Source organism: Rhodoferax sp. BLA1 (assembly GCF_013416775.1).
Taxonomy (GTDB): Bacteria; Pseudomonadota; Gammaproteobacteria; order Burkholderiales; family Burkholderiaceae_C; genus Rhodoferax.
Map to the genome: position 1 here is coordinate 187,132 of NZ_SZVI01000009.1, position 16,761 is coordinate 203,892.

The window sequence follows — 16,761 nt, forward strand, 5'->3', positions numbered from 1 at the left end:
GGGATCACATCTGGGAAACGGCTGTTGCACCAAAGCGCTTTTCAACATAGTCTTCAACAACAGCCTGGAATTCTTCGGCAATGGCGTCACCACGCAAGGTCATGCGCTTTTCGCCATCTATAAAGACTGGCGCAGCAGGCGCCTCACCGGTACCGGGCAAGCTGATACCAATGTCTGCGTGTTTGCTCTCGCCTGGACCATTCACGATGCAGCCCATCACGGCGACTTTCATTTTTTCGACACCGGGGTACTTGCTGCGCCAATGGGGCATCTGCGCACGCAAAAAAGCTTCAATACGCTGGGTCAACTCTTGAAAGGTGGTGCTGGTGGTGCGTCCACACCCAGGACAGGCCGTCACGCTTGGCACAAAAGAGCGCATGCCAAGTGCCTGCAAAATTTCGGCGGCAATCACCACTTCTTGTGTACGGGACTCACCAGGCTGAGGCGTTAAAGACACCCGAATGGTGTCTCCTATGCCTTCTTGCAACAACACAGACAGCGCTGCAGCAGAGGCAACAGCACCTTTGGTGCCCATACCAGCTTCGGTTAAGCCCAAATGCAAAGCGTAGTTGCAACGTTTGGCCAGTTCTCGGTATACCGAAATCAGGTCCTGCACCCCACTCACTTTGCAAGACAGGATGATCTGGTTCGGATCCAGGCCCATCTCAAAAGCTTGTTGTGCGGAATCCAGCGCGGAGGTGACCAATGCCTCGTACATCACTGATTTGGCACCCCAAGGTGTTTCCCGGCGACTGTTTTGATCCATCAGGTCGGCCAGCAGAGCCTGATCCAGACTGCCCCAATTCACCCCAATGCGCACCGCTTTATTCCACCTCACAGCGGCTTCGATCATCAGGCCGAATTGCTTGTCACGCTTGTCACCTTTGCCAACATTGCCAGGGTTGATCCGGTATTTGGATAAGGCTTGAGCGCACTCCGGGTAGTCGGTCAGTAAACGATGCCCGTTGTAATGGAAGTCACCGATCAGGGGCACGTCGATGCCCATGCGATCAAGTTGCTCTCGAATATAGGGCACAGCCTGAGCTGCCTCGGGCGTATTGACCGTCAAGCGCACCATCTCGGAGCCTGCTAGTGCCAACTCCTTGATCTGAATGGCCGAACCAATCACATCCACCGTGTCAGTGTTGGTCATGGACTGGATCCGTACTGGGGCGCCACCCCCCACTGTGACGATCCGATTGCCCCAGACGACTTTGGCCTGTCTAGATGCGCTGGATTGTGCAGTCGCTTCTGCAATGGGCTTGGCTGTATTCATCACTTCACCTCAAATCGCGCAACATTTTCGCGAGCCAGAGGCGCCAGATCCAATGGTTTTCCGCGAACAACAACCGACACCATATCTGCACGCCCCACTACCACGGACAAAGGCAGTTGTCCTGTCAAGCGAATCACTTCGCCACTCTGCATCAATTTGCGCAATTTGGACTGCCCTGCACTGTCAGTGACTTCAACCCAAGATTCCCCATGACCACTGAGCTCAAGCATCGTGGACTGACTGGTCACTTCGGCACCGACCACATTCATCGGGGTACTTGCCGGGGGTGGAGAGGCAACACTTATGACTTTGCTTGCTGATGCAACGGGGACCTCCGCAACCACGGACGCTTCTGGATGAATGTCGGACGGCGGTTGCGTCAAAACACCCGCGTCTTCGACCCCATTTGCAGATACTTGCGGACTTTGGGTGGGTTGCTCCATGACCGGCATAGGTTCGGTCGCCTCTTTAGAAACGAGGGAATCGTCCTCAAACAAAGGCGTGACCGGCCAAGCCAGGATCACCACAATCGCCACGATCAAAAAAGAGACACCAAGACCAAGGGGACTGGAGAGCTGCGCTAATACACCTTGGCGCGATGCCCCAGTGGAATCTTTGAAACTTGTGTTCAAGCCTGTCTCATTGATCTTGAACTGGTTGAAATGAGGTTCCGGTAAACTGGCCATGATGGGCGCAGGATCCACTTTCAAGGCGCGACAAACACTCAGTGCCAATGAACGCACGAAGACCATGTCCGGTAACTGGTCAAACCGACCTGCCTCCAGTGCTTCCAGTTTCTTGACCGGTACTTTTAATGCGACAGCCAACGCGGCAATATGCAATCCCTGCGCCTCACGCGCCTCTTTGAGCATGGCCGCTGCCTGCATCGGCGCAGACTGGACTGACACATCCGTCACATCGCCCTCAAGACCCAGATCATTCATCAAAAGCTCCACGCTGGAAAAAGGCAGTCTGCGGCGACTCGGGAAACCGCTTGATCAACTGTTCAGCAAGCTGGTTCATCGCCTCAAGATTGGCCATACGTTTTTCTATTTTGATACCGAGCCACAGCGTCTCTGCGTTAGCCAAATCGGTGTTGTTCAATCGACGGATGTAAAACTGCGCCCGGACATACTCTTTTCTTTGAAAAAGAACATTGGCCAGGTTGTACCCAGTAACAGGGTTAGCCGCGTCATATTCATATGCCTTCATCAGGCTGACCTCTGCCTCTGGCAACTGACCAGCTTTGAGTTGACACACACCCTGGGCCATGTGTGTCTTGGCACGCTCGTTGTAGAGTGGATTGGCCAGAGACTGATTGAAATAGTTCATCGATTGGGCAAATTGCCCGTTCTGACACTTTAACCACCCCATGTTGTGCAACACATGGCTGTCTCGTGGCTTGAGCGACAGTGCTTTGTTGAAACTGTCTTCGGCAATGGCATAGTCATTCAAGCGCATGTAAATCAAACCGCGCAGGCTGAACGCGTCTGAGTAGCTTGGATCAACCGCAATCGCTTGCTTGATTTCGTCCAAGGCTACGGTGGTCTTGCCCTCCTCAAGGTACCCCAGCGCCAACTCCATCCGGATGCGCGCCCGTTTGCGCTCTGCACTTACATCGGACTCGGTGACGATGTCTTCGTGCACTTCACCCGCACGACTTGAACCTACTGGACCAGCACAGCCGCTGAGCGTCAACCCACTGCACAAGACGCAGGCCGCCAAAAGCAACTCAAGACGACCGGTCGATGTGTTTTTCATCGTGACTTTCATGGCTCAGATTTTCGCATCGGTTGGGACATCCAACGGATTTGAATTCAGCTCAGAACTACGTTGGCGGGCAATTCGCACGGTCACTCGGGTCCGATCAACCACATCGCCTGCAAGCTGACCACATGCGGCATCGATATCATCACCACGGGTCTTGCGAATGGTGGTTGTGATACCTGCTTCGCTCAGGATTTTTGCAAACCCTTGGATGCGTTCTTGCTTGGAACGATGCAAGCCCGAGGCAGGAAAAGGATTAAAGGGGATCAGATTGAACTTGCACCAAGACACCGAGTGACCGTAGTGCTTCACCAGCTGGACCAACTCCTGCGCATGCGCATCGCTGTCATTCACAGCATCGAGCATGCAGTATTCAAAAGTGATGAAATCCCTTGGGGCATGTTCGAGGTAATTGACACACGCTGGCATCAGCTCCTCAAGCGGATGTTTGATGTTGAGAGGCACCAGATAATCACGAAGAGCATTGTTGGGTGCATGCAGCGAAACAGCCAATGCCACCGGGCATTCGACGCCCAACAAGTCTATTTTCTTGACCAAACCTGAAGTTGACACCGTGACACGACGGCGTGACAGGCCGTAGCCATGGTCGTCCAGCATCATTCGGAGAGCTGGAATCAGCGCCGTATAGTTTTGCAAGGGCTCACCCATGCCCATCATCACCGTGTTGGAGATCACCCGCTCATCACGCTTAAGATGTTTACGCAGAAAATGCTCGGCAAACCAAAGTTGCGCGATGATTTCGCCCGTGGTCAGGTTGCGGCTGAAACCTTGATGGCCGGTTGAGCAAAATCGACAACCCATGGCGCAGCCCGCCTGGGTCGACAGACAGAGCGTGCCCCGGTCGTCTTCGGGGATAAATACTGTTTCCACAGCATTGCCACCCCCCACGTCAAACAGCCACTTGATGGTGCCGTCTGCAGAAATGTGTTGGGTGATGACATCCATCGCCTTGACATGAGCGACACCCTTGAGCTTTTCGCGCAAGGATTTCGCCAGATCGCTCATGTCCTCAAAACGAGAGCATCCTCTTTGATGGATCCAGCGAAACAGTTGAACAGCGCGAAAGCGCTTCTCGCCCAGCCGCTCGCAAAAAGCGGCCAAACTCTCGAGGTCGTGTTCGAGCAGGTTGACCGTCATACTGTCTTCAGCGCGAAAAAACGTTCATGCCGGGGAAAAAGAAGCTCACTTCGACAGCCGCTGTCTCGGCGGCGTCAGAGCCGTGCACTGCATTGGCATCGATGCTGTCAGCAAAATCAGCACGGATGGTGCCAGGTGCAGCCTTTTTCGGATCAGTTGCCCCCATCAGTTCACGGTTCTTAAGAATGGCGTTTTCACCTTCCAGCGCCTGGATCATGACCGGGCCGGAAATCATGAACTCGACCAGATCTTTGAAGAAAGGACGCTCTTTGTGCACAGCGTAAAAAGCTTCGGCTTCACGGCGTGACAAATGCGCCATCTTGGAGGCCACAATTTTCAGTCCGGCCGCTTCAAAGCGAGCATAGATCTGACCGATCACGTTTTTGGCAACAGCGTCAGGTTTGATTATGGAGAGAGTGCGTTCGATAGCCATATGATTTCCTCGTGAATTAAAAATTTCTGATCTTTGGACCAAAGCCCTTGATCTTAACCTGCGCCCAATTGGCATGAACGCCAACGGGTTGCTTTCTTATCTGCTGCGCCCACCTGGCCTGCGTCCAGCACCTGGTACGTTTCCGCGTTTTTTGCCAGCTTCCTGACGCTGCTTGGAAAAACTGTCAGCTCCAATGTAGCCCAATGATGTTTTTAAGGGATCAGGTTGTGAAGCTGCAGCTTTACCAGCAGCCGGGGATCGTGCAGGACCTCGACCCGGTGTGTTGCGGTTGCGTACCGCGCCACCTGCACCACGCCCGCTGGGTGTCCGCTTGCCCGCCGGCGCGGGCTCAGCAGAGTCGCGCACAGGTGCTCCTGGCGTTTGTGATGCCCGCGTTAACAAGCGGATATCTGCGTCGTCCAATTCAACCCAGGCACCCCGCTTCAAGCCTCTAGGCAACACCATGGAGCCATAACGGATACGAATCAGACGGCTCACGGCATGGCCGACCGACTCCAACATGCGCCGCACCTCGCGGTTGCGCCCTTCGGAGATCGTCACCCGATACCAGCAATTCGACCCCTCCCCACCCCCCTCTTCGATGGAGCCGAACTGCGCCATGCCATCATCGAGCCGGACACCGTCGAGCAGTTTGTGCTTTTCGTCCAAAGTCAGTGCGCCCAGCACCCGCACTGCATATTCACGCTCCAACCCAAACCGCGGATGCATCAAATTGTTAGCCAGCTCGCCAGAGCTGGTGAACAACAGCAAACCCTCGGTGTTGAGGTCAAGGCGGCCCACCGACTGCCATTTGCCCTGAAACAACTTGGGCAGTTTGCGAAACACCGTGGGACGGTTTTGCGGATCATCGTGGCTGACCACTTCGCCTGCAGGTTTGTGATAGGCCAAAACGCGTGCGGGCGGCGGCGCAATCTTGAAACGAATCGGCTTGCCATTGACTTTGACATTGTCGCCAAACTGAACCCGCTGACCAATGTGCGCAGGTTCATTGTTGACGGTGATACGCCCCTCCAAGATGAGCTGCTCCATCTCCAGACGCGAGCCCATGCCAGCCTGCGCCAACACCTTGTGCAACTTGGGTGATTCTGGCTGAGGCGGCAGAACCCGCTTGAGCGCAGCAGGATTTACTTCGTTTTCTGCAGCATCGAACACACCGGAGACAACGTCTTCAAAACGAATGGCATCATCCATATCAGTGGCAGGCGTGGTCGGCTCTGTAGGGAGTTCGGTCATGGTGTGTCCTCAGGTACGGGTTCAATCGGGCTCGTGCCCGGATCGGGGTCGTTCGACCAGTTCAATTCGCCATTGCGTGAACTGGCGTCGGTTGAAACGAAAGAGGCTGCTTTCAGCGAGTCAGCCAAGGGCAACTCCTGCCCCAACATCGATTCGAGAGCATCGGTGGCTTGGGGTGGCGATGTCAACAGCGGCAGTTGATCCAGGGAGTTGAGCCCCAGATCGTCCAAAAAATGACGGGTTGTGGCGAACAGCGCAGGCCTGCCCACGGTATCACGGTGCCCAATCGTCTCAATCCAGCCCCGGTCTTCAAGCTGTTTGAGGGTCAGCGAATTCACCGTTACCCCGCGAACTGTCTCGATATCACCTCGCGTGACAGGCTGCTTGTAAGCAATGATGGCCAAGGTCTCCAAGGTCGCACGGGTATACCTGGGCGGCTTCTCCGGATGCAAGCGCTCCAGATACACCTGCATGTCAGGGCGACTCTGAAAACGCCAACCTGTAGACACCGACACCAGCTCCAGACCGCGTTCGGACCAGTCTGACTGCAACTGGGACAACAGCACATCAATCCCGGACGTCGCCCAGTCATCGCCCAACAAGATCCGCATGTCCTTGACGGGCATGGGTTGTTGGGCACAAAGCAATGCAGTTTCCAGGATGCGTTTGGCATCCGCCGTGTTCATGGTTGGCAAATTCCGGTCAAAACACCCCCATGGGTGCGGTACTCAAAGATATGGAAGACGTGATCAGGACCGACAAGTCATCGGTGGCACGTTGAATCGCATGGCAAGGCCGTGCTAAAAGATGTCGCTATTGTAATTGAGGCCCCAGCTGCAAAGCGCCGTCGAAAAGTCCGATGGCAAAGGCGCCTTAAAAACCAGCGATTGCCCCGTCACGGGGTGGATAAACGCCAGCTTGGTGGCATGCAAAGCCTGTCGTTGCAATCCCGCGGCTGCCGCACCACCGTAGGTCTGGTCCGACACCAAAGCATGCCCGATCGACGCCAGATGCACCCTGATCTGGTGCGTCCGACCGGTGTGCAAAGTGCACTTGATCAGACAGCCCTGCACACCGTTTGCCAGGCATTCAAAGTCGGTCTGTGCCACCTTGCCCGCATGCAGTGCCAGATCCACAACCGACATGCGCAAACGATTGCCGGGGTCGCGACCAATGGGGGCATCCACATGCCGCACAGCCGCACCGCGCCAAACACCGTGTGCCAGAGCCAGGTATTGCCGTTTCACCGTACGCGCAGCAATCGCCTGGACCAGTGCGTCCATGGTCTGGCGGGTGCGCGCCACCACCATCAGGCCGCTGGTGTCCTTGTCCAACCGGTGAACGATACCGGCACGTGGCAGATGAAAAGCCTGACTGTCGTGACCTAACAGACGGTTCATCAGCGTGCCACTCCAGTTGCCAGGCGCCGGATGCACCACCAGAGAGGCGGGTTTGTTGATGACCAGCAAGTGTTCATCTTCAAAAACAATGTCCAAGGGCAGGTTTTCAGCCTTGAAGGCCTGGCTTTGGGGTGTTGGTCGCAAAGCAATTTGGCCAATATCGCCAGCTTTAACCTTGGATGCGGCCTTCTTGAGCACTTTATCGTTCACCCAGACACTGCCCAAGTCAACCAGTTGCTGCAGGTAACTTCGTGAGAACTCAGGCACGAGGTCAGTCAATGCCAGATCCAAACGCAAGCCGTGATGCTCTGGCTTGAACGTCAATGCGCGCAGCTCCACTTCTGGCCCGGCGTCTTCGGTAGCCTCGCCGTCATAAGTCCCAAGGTCGGTCGATATAATTTGTGGAGTGTTTTTCAAGAAAGCTGTCCTACATGCCTGATGCCAAATTATCTGCTGCCCGCACCTGGGCCCTCGCGTGTGGCGTTGTGCTGCTGGGCGCATGTTCCTCCACCCCCAAAGACCCGACGGCGGGTTGGAGTCCGAACAAGATTTATGCTGAGGCCAAGGATGAGTTAAAAGCCGGCGCCTATGACAAGGCTGGCCCCCTGTTTGACAAGCTCGAAGGCCGTGCTGCCGGTACACCCTTGGCGCAACAGGCCCAACTGGACAAAGCCTACGCACAATACAAAAACGGTGAGCCAGTGCTGGCAGTGGCCACACTCGACCGTTTTATGAAGTTACATCCGGCCAGTCCGGCGCTCGATTACGCGCTGTACCTCAAAGGCTTGATCAATTTCAACGACGATCTGGGCTTGTTTGGGTCCATCACCCGACAGGATCTGTCAGAGCGTGATCAGAAAGCTGCCAAGGAGTCGTTTGAATCTTTCAAGGAACTGGTTACACGTTTTCCTGACTCCAAATACGCGGCAGATGCCAGTGCGCGCATGCATTACGTGGTGAACTCGCTGGCCGAGTCTGAGGTGCACGTGGCGCGTTACTACTACCAACGTGGCGCCTACCTGGCCTCTATCAACCGAGCCCAAACCGCGATTGCAGACTACCAGGGCGCCCCCGCCTTGGAAGAAGCGCTGTTCCTGATGGTGCAGTCTTATGATGCATTGAACCTGCCCGAGTTGCGTGACGACGCCCGGCGCGTGCTGGAAAAGAACTATCCCCAGACCACCTATCTGACACAAGGGTTCAAAACCAAGACGCAGCCGTGGTGGAAGCTCTGGTGAGGGAATGAGCATCAAGGCTTGTCGGGTCACAGCTTCGACCGGTATTCACAAGGGTGATCGTGATTACCAGCAAGATCAGGTGAGCTTGATCAGCCACCACCATGTCAAAGGCTGTGTGATGGCGGTGTTGGCAGATGGCATGGGTGGCCGCAGTGGGGGGCGCAAAGCCTCTGACCAGGTCATGATGACAGCTCGACAACTGTTTGAGCGTTATGCACCATCGGTCGACGACCCGATCAGCATGCTGAGCCAATTGGTGCTGGAGGCGCACACGGTGATCAAACTCACCGCCATATCCACCGAAGAAGAGCCACACAGCACCATTGCGGTATTTGTCCTCAACCCGGATGGCAGCTGCCACTGGGCCCATGCTGGTGACTCACGGATTTACCACTTTCACGGCAAACAACTGGTGTCCCGCACCCGAGACCATTCTTACGTTCAATCTCTGGTCAACAAGGGTGAACTCACCGAAGAACAGGCCAGTTTTCACCCGCAGTCCAATATTTTGATGGGCTGCCTGGGCACCGAAAAAGAGCCGCCGATCGACACCCACAGCATCAGCAAACTGCAAGCATCAGACACCCTGATGGTCTGCAGTGATGGCCTGTGGCACTATTTCACCGAGGCTGAACTGGGCTCCGTGTTGGCAACACTGTCGCCTCGGGAAGCCAGTGAATTTTTGATTGACAAAGCGCGTTTGCGCGCCAAAGGCAGTGGTGACAACCTGTCACTGGCCATCGTCAAGGTGGAAGCGGCCTGCAGCTAAGCTCAGGGACGGGTTTCGGGCGCAGCAGATTTTTCCAGCTGTTCCTGTTGTGCCGCGATATTGGCTTCGATGCGTTTGAGCGCCTCTACCGCCTTGCTTTGGCGCTCCATGTCGTTCAATACCAGTTCTTGGCGGCGCAACTCGTCCGTCGCCTGACGCTTCACCTTGCGGGCGTCACTCAGACAGTCGGACACCGCAAAGCGGCTGTAACAGTCACGTTCTGACGCGGCATACACCAGTTCGCTGGCCGCACGTTCCCGGGCAATACGTGCCCGCTCTGCCCCCACATCCAGCGCTTGAGTTGAAGGCGCCTCGGTTTGTGCCGTGGCGGCCAGCTGCGCCAGGGTCAAGATCAGTCCGGTCAAAATTTTGAGTGTCATGTCAGCCGTGTGTCCACATTGCGGCGCTCAAGCGCCAAAAATTCACCAGTTTGCATTTCTTTGATACGCGACACCGTGCGCGCAAATTCATTGGCCAACTGCCCTTCGGTGTACAACTGATCAGCGGGCACAGCGGCCGACATGATCAGATTGACCCGCCGATCGTAAAGCACATCAACCAGCCAGGTAAAGCGTCGCGCCTCCGCCGCCATGCGCGGTGGCAGCTGGGGAACATCACTGAGCAAGACGGTGTGGAACTGGGTGGCCAATTCCAGATAGTCATTTTGGGAGCGCGGCCCACCACACAGGGTTTTGAAATCAAACCAGACCACACCACCGGCACGCCGGCGCGCCTGGATCACACGTGATTCGATCTGTAACACCGGGTCCTGGTCCTGCTGCTCGGCCAGCCGCTCGAACGCACTGACCATGGCCACCTCAGCTTCTGGCCCCAAAGGTGTGTGGTACAGCTCCAGCTGTTCCATCGTGAGGCCACGGTAGTCCGTCCCATTGTCGACATTGATCACCTGCAACTCGTGCTTAAGCATCTCGATGGCGGGTAACAGACGATCGCGGTTCAAACCATTGGGGTACAACTCGTCGGGTTTAAAGTTGGAGGTGGTCACAATGCCCACACCGTTGTCAAACAAGGCCTTGAGCAGGCGGTGCAAGATCATCGCGTCAGTGATGTCAGACACATGGAATTCATCAAAACAGATCAGGCGGTACTTTTCGGCAATCTGTTTGGCCAGTTGGTCCAGCGGGTTCACCGTGCCCTGCAAGGCGGCGAGTTCACGGTGCACTTCGCGCATGAACTCATGAAAATGCAGCCGGGTTTTGCGCTTGAGCGGCACCGCGGTGTAAAAGCAGTCCATCAGAAAACTTTTTCCGCGCCCGACACCGCCGTACATGTACACACCGCGCGGAATCGGTGGGTGGTTGATTAGCTTCTTGAACGCGTTGGAGCGCTTTTCCTTGAAATGGCGCCACTCACGCGCGCAGGTTTCCAGTGCCTGCACCGCACGCAACTGCGCCGGGTCACTCGTGAAACCACGCGCTGCCAGTTCATTCAGGTAGATTTTCTTAACTGTCACAAGCCAACCACAAACTATAAAAAATGGAGCTACTAGCCCTTATTTTATAAGGGCTAGAGGCCAATTTTCTATAAATCAGAAGTTCAGGGTGCGTTTATCCACCGCCAGCGCCGCTTCCTTGGTTGATTCACTCAAAGACGGGTGGGCATGGCAGATGCGGGCAATATCTTCGCTGCTGGCGCGGAATTCCATGGCCATCACACACTCGGCGATCAACTCGCTGGCCATCGGGCCAACAATGTGCACGCCCAGGATTTCATCGGTCTTGGCATCTGCCAGCATCTTGACCATGCCGGTGGTGTCCCCCAACGCCCGCGCACGGCCATTGGCCAGGAACGGGAAGGTGCCTGCCTTGTAAGCCACCCCATCGGCCTTGAGCTGCTGCTCGGTACGACCGACCCAGGCAATTTCGGGGCTGGTGTAAATCACCCACGGTATGGTCTGGAAGTTGACATGCCCATGTTGACCGGCAATGCGCTCGGCCACGGCCACGCCCTCTTCTTCGGCCTTGTGTGCCAGCATGGGGCCGCGCACCACATCACCCACCGCCCACACGCCGGGCAGGTTGGTCTTGCAGTCGGCATCCACCACAATCGCACCGCGCTCGTCGAGCTTCAGGCCCACGGCCTCGACGTTCAGTCCGATGGTATTGGGTGAGCGACCGATCGAGACGATGAGTTTGTCCACCTCCAGCGTCTTGGTTTCACCCTTGGCGCTGGTGTAGGCCACAGTCACACCCTTTTTGCTGGTCTTGATCTCACCAACGTTGACGCCAAGCTCGATTTTCAGACCCTGCTTGTCAAAGGCTTTTTTGGCTTCTTTGGCAATCTGCTCGTCCACCACCCCCAGCAGGGTTGGCAAACCTTCCAGAATCGTCACATCGGTGCCCAGGCGGCGCCAGACCGAGCCCATCTCCAAGCCAATCACACCAGCACCAATCAGCCCGAGCTTCTTTGGAGCGGCATTGATGCGCAGCGCACCGTCGTTGGACAGGATCAGTTCTTCGTCAAACGGCGTGCCCGGCAGTGCGCGGGCATTGGAGCCAGTGGCCACGATGATGTGGCGACCCACAATAGTTTCTTCGGTGGCACCAGTCACTTTGATCTCATACCCATCTGCGCTGGCTTTGACGAAGGAGCCGCGGCCATGGAAGAAGCTGACTTTGTTCTTCTTGAACAGGTACTGGATGCCATCGTTGTTCTGTTTGACCACCGTGTCTTTGCGCGCCACCATCTTGGCCACATCCATGCTCAGACCCTTGACGGTGATGCCATGGTCAGCAAAGTGATGGCTGGCCTGCTCATAGTGCTCTGAAGATTGAAGCAAAGCCTTGCTCGGGATACAACCCACATTGGTGCAGGTGCCACCCAGGGCCGGACCACCCTGGCTGTTTTTCCACTCATCCACACAGGCCACGTTCTGGCCCAACTGGGCGGCACGAATGGCTGCAATGTAGCCACCAGGGCCGCCACCAATCACTATCACATCAAATTGTTTGCTCATAAAAATTCCTTATTGCGTTCATGAGGCATCCATTCACAGCGCGCCCTCAGCCAGAAACACCGCGGAACCGGCTTGGCCGGGCCGCTGGTGTTGCCCCTGCAAGGGGGTGGCGAAGCGAAACGCAGTGCGCGAAGCCTGGGGTGTGCTTTAAATATCGAACAACAAGCGTGCTGGGTCTTCCAGCGCCTCTTTCATGGCCACCAGGCCCAGCACGGCTTCGCGGCCGTCGATGATGCGGTGGTCATACGACATGGCAAAGTAGTTCATCGGGCGCACCACCACCTGGCCGTTCTCCACCATGGCACGGTCCTTGGTGGCGTGTACACCCAAAATCGCGCTTTGGGGCGGGTTGATGATGGGGGTCGACATCATCGAGCCGAAGGTGCCGCCATTGCTGATGGAGAAGGTGCCACCGGTCATTTCTTCCATGCCCAGCTTGCCGTCCCTGGCCTTCTGGCCAAACTCGGCAATCTTCTTTTCGATGTCGGCAAAACTCATCTGGTCAGCATCGCGCAAGATCGGCACCACCAGGCCACGCGGTGAACCCACCGCAATGCCGATGTCAAAGTAGCCGTGGTAGACGATGTCGGTGCCGTCCACCGAGGCGTTGAGCACCGGGAACTTCTTCAAGGCGTGCACTGCGGCCTTGACAAAAAAGCTCATGAAACCCAGCTTGACGCCGTGTTCTTTCTCGAAACGCTCCTGCATGCGCTTGCGCATGTCCATCACCGGGGCCATGTTGATCTCGTTGAACGTGGTCAGGATGGCGTTGGTGCTTTGTGACTGGATCAGGCGCTCGGCCACTCGAGCGCGCAGGCGGCTCATTGGCACACGTTGCTCGGGGCGACCCGCCAGCTGCGCCGCCAGATTGCTGGCTGGTGCTGCCACTTGAGGCAATAAAGGGGCTGCAGCCTTTGCAGGTGCTGGCGCAGCAGCTACAACTTTAGGTGCAGCCACGGCGGCCAGGACATCGCCCTTGGTGACGCGACCATCCTTGCCCGTGCCAGCCACCGAACCTGCAGCGAGCTGGTTGTCGGCCATCAACTTGGCTGCAGCGGGCATTGCCACACCCGCCATCGCGGTTCCGGCTGGTGCTACCGCCGCAGGTGCTGCGGCTGCAGCCGACACCGCCGCCATGGCCAGGGTCACTGGCGCCACCACCGCACCTGCCACACCTTCGGTGTCGATGCGTGCAATCAACTGATCAGCCGCCACCGTGCTGCCATCGGCTTGCAGGATTTCGACAATCACACCGGCCGAAGGTGCTGGCACTTCCAGTACCACCTTGTCGGTTTCAACATCGATCAGGATTTCGTCCACGGTGACGCTGTCACCGACTTTTTTCTTCCACTGCAACAAGGTGGCTTCGGCCACGGACTCAGACAGTTGCGGGACTTTGACTTCTACGATTGCCATGACAATTCTTTCAAAAAATACTTGAGGACTGCGCTTGTGACTGTGTCAGGCGCGTTTATTTGGACAGGACAAAGCCCTTGAGCTTGCCAAACGCACCTTCCACCAGCGCTTTTTGCTGCTCCTGGTGCAAATGGGCGTAACCGACAGCCGGCGAGGCCGAGGCTGCACGTCCGGAGTAGCCGAGCTTTTGACCCTCAAGCATGTTTTCGTGAATGTAGTGCTGCACGTAGAACCAGGCACCCTGGTTTTGCGGCTCGTCCTGTGTCCACACCACCTCGGTGGCGTTGGGATACTTCTTGAGCTCGGCGCCAAACACCTTGTGTGGGAACGGGTAGAGCTGCTCAACACGGATGATGGCCACATCATCGGCGCCTTTTTCCTCGCGTTTCTTGGCCAGGTCGAAATAGACCTTGCCCGAACACACCACCACCCGTTTGACCTTCTCGGCCTTGAGCGCCTTCTGGTCAGGGATGATGGTCTGGAAGCTGCCCTTGGTGAATTCAGACAAGGGGGACGCGGCATCCTTGTTACGCAGCAGCGATTTGGGCGTGAAGATCACCAGCGGTTTGCGCAGGGTGCGGATCATCTGGCGGCGCAGCACGTGGAAAATCTGGCTCGCGGTGGTCGGCTGCACCAACTGCATGTTGGTGTCGGCCGCCAGTTGCATGAAACGCTCAACCCGAGCTGAGGAATGCTCCGGCCCCTGCCCTTCGTAGCCATGCGGCAGCATCAGGGTGATGCCGTTGACACGACCCCATTTCACCTCGCCTGAGGCGATGAACTGGTCAATCACCACCTGCGCGCCATTGGCAAAGTCGCCAAACTGGGCTTCCCAGATCACCAGCGTGTTGGGGTCATTGGAGGCGTAACCGTATTCAAAGCCCAGCACCGCCTCTTCGGACAGGATGGAGTCGATGACATTGAACGGGGCTTGGTTGTCGGCCACGTTTTGCAAGGGCACATAGGTGCCGGTGTCCCATTTTTCACGGCTTTGGTCGTGAATCACCGCATGGCGGTGGGTGAAGGTACCCCGGCCGCAATCTTCACCCGACAGGCGCACCGGGTAACCACTGGCCACCAGCGAGGCAAAAGCCATGTGTTCACCCATGCCCCAGTCCACCGGAATGTCGCCACGACCCATGGCCGCACGGTCGTCGTAAACTTTTTTGACCAAGGGATGCGGGTTGACGCTGGCGGGGATCACGGTGATTTTTTCAGCCAGACGTTTCCACTCTGTCAGTGGGATGGCGGTGTCGCAGACATCGGTCCATTTTTTGTTCAGGTACGGTGCCCAGTCGACCGCAAACTTGCTCTTGAAGTTGGTCAAGACCGGGTCTACCGTGTGGCGGCCAATGTCCATGGCGGCACGGTAGGCCTTGGCCATCTGGTCTCCCAGATCAGCCCCCAGACCTTGCGCGGCCAGTTTGTCAGCGTAGAGTTTGCGGGTGCCAGGATGCTGAGCGATCTTTTTGTACATCAGCGGCTGGGTCAGCGCCGGGGTGTCCTGCTCGTTGTGGCCCAGTTTGCGGAAACAAATGATGTCAAGCACCACGTCCTTGCGGAACTCCATGCGGTAGTCCAACGCCCATTGCATGGCCATCACCACCGCTTCAGGGTCGTCACCGTTGACGTGCATCACCGGGGCTTCGACGCCCTTGACGATGTCGGTGCAGTACAGCGTGGAGCGGTAGTCGCGCGGATCCGAGGTGGTGAAACCAATCTGGTTGTTGATGATGATGTGCACCGTGCCAGCCGTGGTGTAACCACGCGTTTGCGCCAGCGCCAGGGTTTCCTGGTTGACACCCTGGCCCGCAAAAGCGGCATCACCGTGCACCAGCACTGGCAACACCTGGCGGCCAGTCGGGTCGGCACGGCGGTCCATACGGGCACGCACCGAACCTTCCACCACCGGGTTGACGATTTCCAGGTGTGACGGGTTAAACGCCAGACTCAAGTGCACCGGGCCACCAATGGTGGTGACATCGGAGCTGAAACCCTGGTGGTACTTCACGTCGCCGGCGGTCAGCTCTTCCGGGGCGGTGTGGTCAAACTCGGCAAACAGGCCAGCGGGCATCTTGCCCAGGGTGTTCACCAATACGTTCAAACGACCACGGTGGGCCATACCAATCACAATTTCCTGCACGCCACGCGCACCAGCCTGCTGGATCAGCTCATCCATGGCTGCAATGAAGCTCTCACCACCTTCGAGCGAGAAGCGCTTCTGGCCAACATACTTGGTATGCAGGAAGCGCTCCAGGCCCTCGGCGGCGGTCAGACGGTCCAGGATGTGTTTTTTCTTGTCGGCGTCAAACTGTGGTTTGCTGCGGACACTTTCCAGCTTTTGTTGCCACCAGCGCTTTTGCGCCTGGTCGGTCACATACATGTATTCGGCGCCGATGGTGCTGCAGTAGGTCTCACGCAAAGCATTAAGAAGATCACGCAAGCTCATGACTTCTTTACCAAAAAAGGTATTGCTGGTATTAAATACCGTTTCATGATCGGCATCGGTGAAGCCGTAAAACGCCGGGTCCAGCTCGGGGATGTGTTCACGCTCGGTGCGTTTGAGCGGATCGAGATCGGCCCAACGGGCGCCCACATTGCGGTAGGCCGCAATCAGTTGCTGAACAGCCACCCGCTTGCGGCCCATGTCGGAGTCGGCACCGCTGGCCACCACGACCCGGCTGACACCTTGTTTGGCGCGTTCCGCAAAGGCGTTGATGACCGGTTGGTGGGGCACGTCGCGGGCGTTGCTGCCGTCTACCGCAGGCACATGCTGCAAAGCGTCGAAATAATCGCGCCAGGTATCGGGAACACTTCCGGGGTTGGCGAGGTAGTTTTCGTACATCTCTTCGACGTACGGGGCATTCCCACCGAAAAGGTAGGTATTGGCCTGGTAGGCTTGGTAAACCGAGTTGGTTTCACTCATATTCGCTGACTTTCACTCCCCTTCAGGGAGCTTTAGCTGGTTAAAGCTGGGTTAGTTAACCTTCCGCGTCACGGCTTGACCGTTTGGCGGATGCGACAGTGGCGTTGGAAGGGCCTGCAATCAGTGCGGCATTGTGCCACTGAAAAA

The 16,761-nt window shown here is 56.8% G+C and carries 15 protein-coding genes; 2 read left to right on the top strand and 13 right to left on the bottom strand.

Features of this window, described 5'->3' with window-relative positions; all coding sequences use genetic code 11:
- Window positions 1–4: 4 nt before the first annotated feature.
- The 8 genes from ispG to FDG13_RS09470 all read right to left on the bottom strand — a co-directional run bounded on the left by ispG (window position 5) and on the right by FDG13_RS09470 (window position 7,705).
- Window positions 5–1,276 carry a flavodoxin-dependent (E)-4-hydroxy-3-methylbut-2-enyl-diphosphate synthase gene (gene ispG / locus FDG13_RS09435; protein WP_180127021.1) on the bottom strand — a complete coding sequence of 424 codons (1,272 nt, stop codon included), beginning with the start codon at window positions 1,274–1,276 and terminating at the stop codon, window positions 5–7.
- Window positions 1,276–2,220 carry a RodZ domain-containing protein gene (locus FDG13_RS09440; RefSeq protein ID WP_180127024.1) on the bottom strand — a complete coding sequence of 315 codons (945 nt, stop codon included), beginning with the start codon at window positions 2,218–2,220 and terminating at the stop codon, window positions 1,276–1,278. The genes ispG and FDG13_RS09440 overlap by 1 nt, the downstream gene beginning before the upstream one ends.
- A complete protein-coding gene (gene pilW / locus FDG13_RS09445; protein WP_255435180.1) occupies window positions 2,213–3,049 on the bottom strand; it encodes a type IV pilus biogenesis/stability protein PilW in 837 nt (278 codons plus the stop codon). Before pilW ends, FDG13_RS09440 begins: the two co-directional genes overlap by 8 nt.
- A gap of 3 nt (window positions 3,050–3,052) precedes the next feature.
- Window positions 3,053–4,201, bottom strand: a complete 1,149-nt coding sequence (rlmN, locus tag FDG13_RS09450; protein WP_180127026.1) for a 23S rRNA (adenine(2503)-C(2))-methyltransferase RlmN — start codon at window positions 4,199–4,201, stop codon at window positions 3,053–3,055.
- Between the two features lie 7 nt (window positions 4,202–4,208).
- Entirely contained in the window at window positions 4,209–4,634 is a 426-nt protein-coding gene (ndk, locus tag FDG13_RS09455) for a nucleoside-diphosphate kinase (protein ID WP_078365666.1), read from the bottom strand.
- A 96-nt stretch (window positions 4,635–4,730) separates the two neighbouring features.
- A complete protein-coding gene (locus tag FDG13_RS09460) occupies window positions 4,731–5,888 on the bottom strand; it encodes a pseudouridine synthase (RefSeq protein ID WP_180127028.1) in 1,158 nt (385 codons plus the stop codon).
- Window positions 5,885–6,574, bottom strand: coding sequence for an SMC-Scp complex subunit ScpB (scpB, locus tag FDG13_RS09465; protein WP_180127030.1), 690 nt, complete (start codon window positions 6,572–6,574; stop codon window positions 5,885–5,887). Before scpB ends, FDG13_RS09460 begins: the two co-directional genes overlap by 4 nt.
- A 114-nt stretch (window positions 6,575–6,688) precedes the next feature.
- Window positions 6,689–7,705 carry an RluA family pseudouridine synthase gene (locus FDG13_RS09470; RefSeq protein WP_255435181.1) on the bottom strand — a complete coding sequence of 339 codons (1,017 nt, stop codon included), beginning with the start codon at window positions 7,703–7,705 and terminating at the stop codon, window positions 6,689–6,691.
- Between the two features lie 14 nt (window positions 7,706–7,719).
- Between FDG13_RS09470 and FDG13_RS09475 the strand changes: the two genes are divergently transcribed.
- Window positions 7,720–8,526 carry an outer membrane protein assembly factor BamD gene (locus tag FDG13_RS09475; protein WP_180127034.1) on the top strand — a complete coding sequence of 269 codons (807 nt, stop codon included), beginning with the start codon at window positions 7,720–7,722 and terminating at the stop codon, window positions 8,524–8,526.
- Window positions 8,527–8,530: 4 nt separating this feature from the next.
- Window positions 8,531–9,295, top strand: a complete 765-nt coding sequence (locus FDG13_RS09480) for a PP2C family serine/threonine-protein phosphatase (protein ID WP_180127037.1) — start codon at window positions 8,531–8,533, stop codon at window positions 9,293–9,295.
- 2 nt (window positions 9,296–9,297) lie between these two features.
- Here FDG13_RS09480 and FDG13_RS09485 read toward each other — a convergent pair whose 3' ends face one another.
- The 5 genes from FDG13_RS09485 to FDG13_RS09505 form a co-directional block, all read right to left on the bottom strand.
- Window positions 9,298–9,675, bottom strand: a complete 378-nt coding sequence (locus FDG13_RS09485; protein ID WP_180127039.1) for a hypothetical protein — start codon at window positions 9,673–9,675, stop codon at window positions 9,298–9,300.
- Complete coding sequence (zapE, locus tag FDG13_RS09490; RefSeq protein ID WP_180127041.1) at window positions 9,672–10,769, bottom strand: cell division protein ZapE; 1,098 nt, start codon at window positions 10,767–10,769, stop codon at window positions 9,672–9,674. The genes FDG13_RS09485 and zapE overlap by 4 nt, the downstream gene beginning before the upstream one ends.
- Before the next feature lie 75 nt (window positions 10,770–10,844).
- The gene (lpdA, locus tag FDG13_RS09495) at window positions 10,845–12,272 is read right to left on the bottom strand and encodes a dihydrolipoyl dehydrogenase (protein WP_180127042.1); all 1,428 of its coding nucleotides are present in this window, start codon (window positions 12,270–12,272) and stop codon (window positions 10,845–10,847) included.
- 147 nt (window positions 12,273–12,419) lie between these two features.
- On the bottom strand, window positions 12,420–13,688 hold the full coding sequence (odhB, locus tag FDG13_RS09500) for a 2-oxoglutarate dehydrogenase complex dihydrolipoyllysine-residue succinyltransferase (RefSeq protein WP_180127044.1): 1,269 nt from the start codon (window positions 13,686–13,688) through the stop codon (window positions 12,420–12,422).
- A 55-nt stretch (window positions 13,689–13,743) separates the two neighbouring features.
- Window positions 13,744–16,614 (bottom strand): 2-oxoglutarate dehydrogenase E1 component, encoded by a 2,871-nt coding sequence (locus FDG13_RS09505; protein ID WP_180127046.1) that lies wholly within the window; start codon window positions 16,612–16,614, stop codon window positions 13,744–13,746.
- Window positions 16,615–16,761 lie beyond the last annotated feature (147 nt).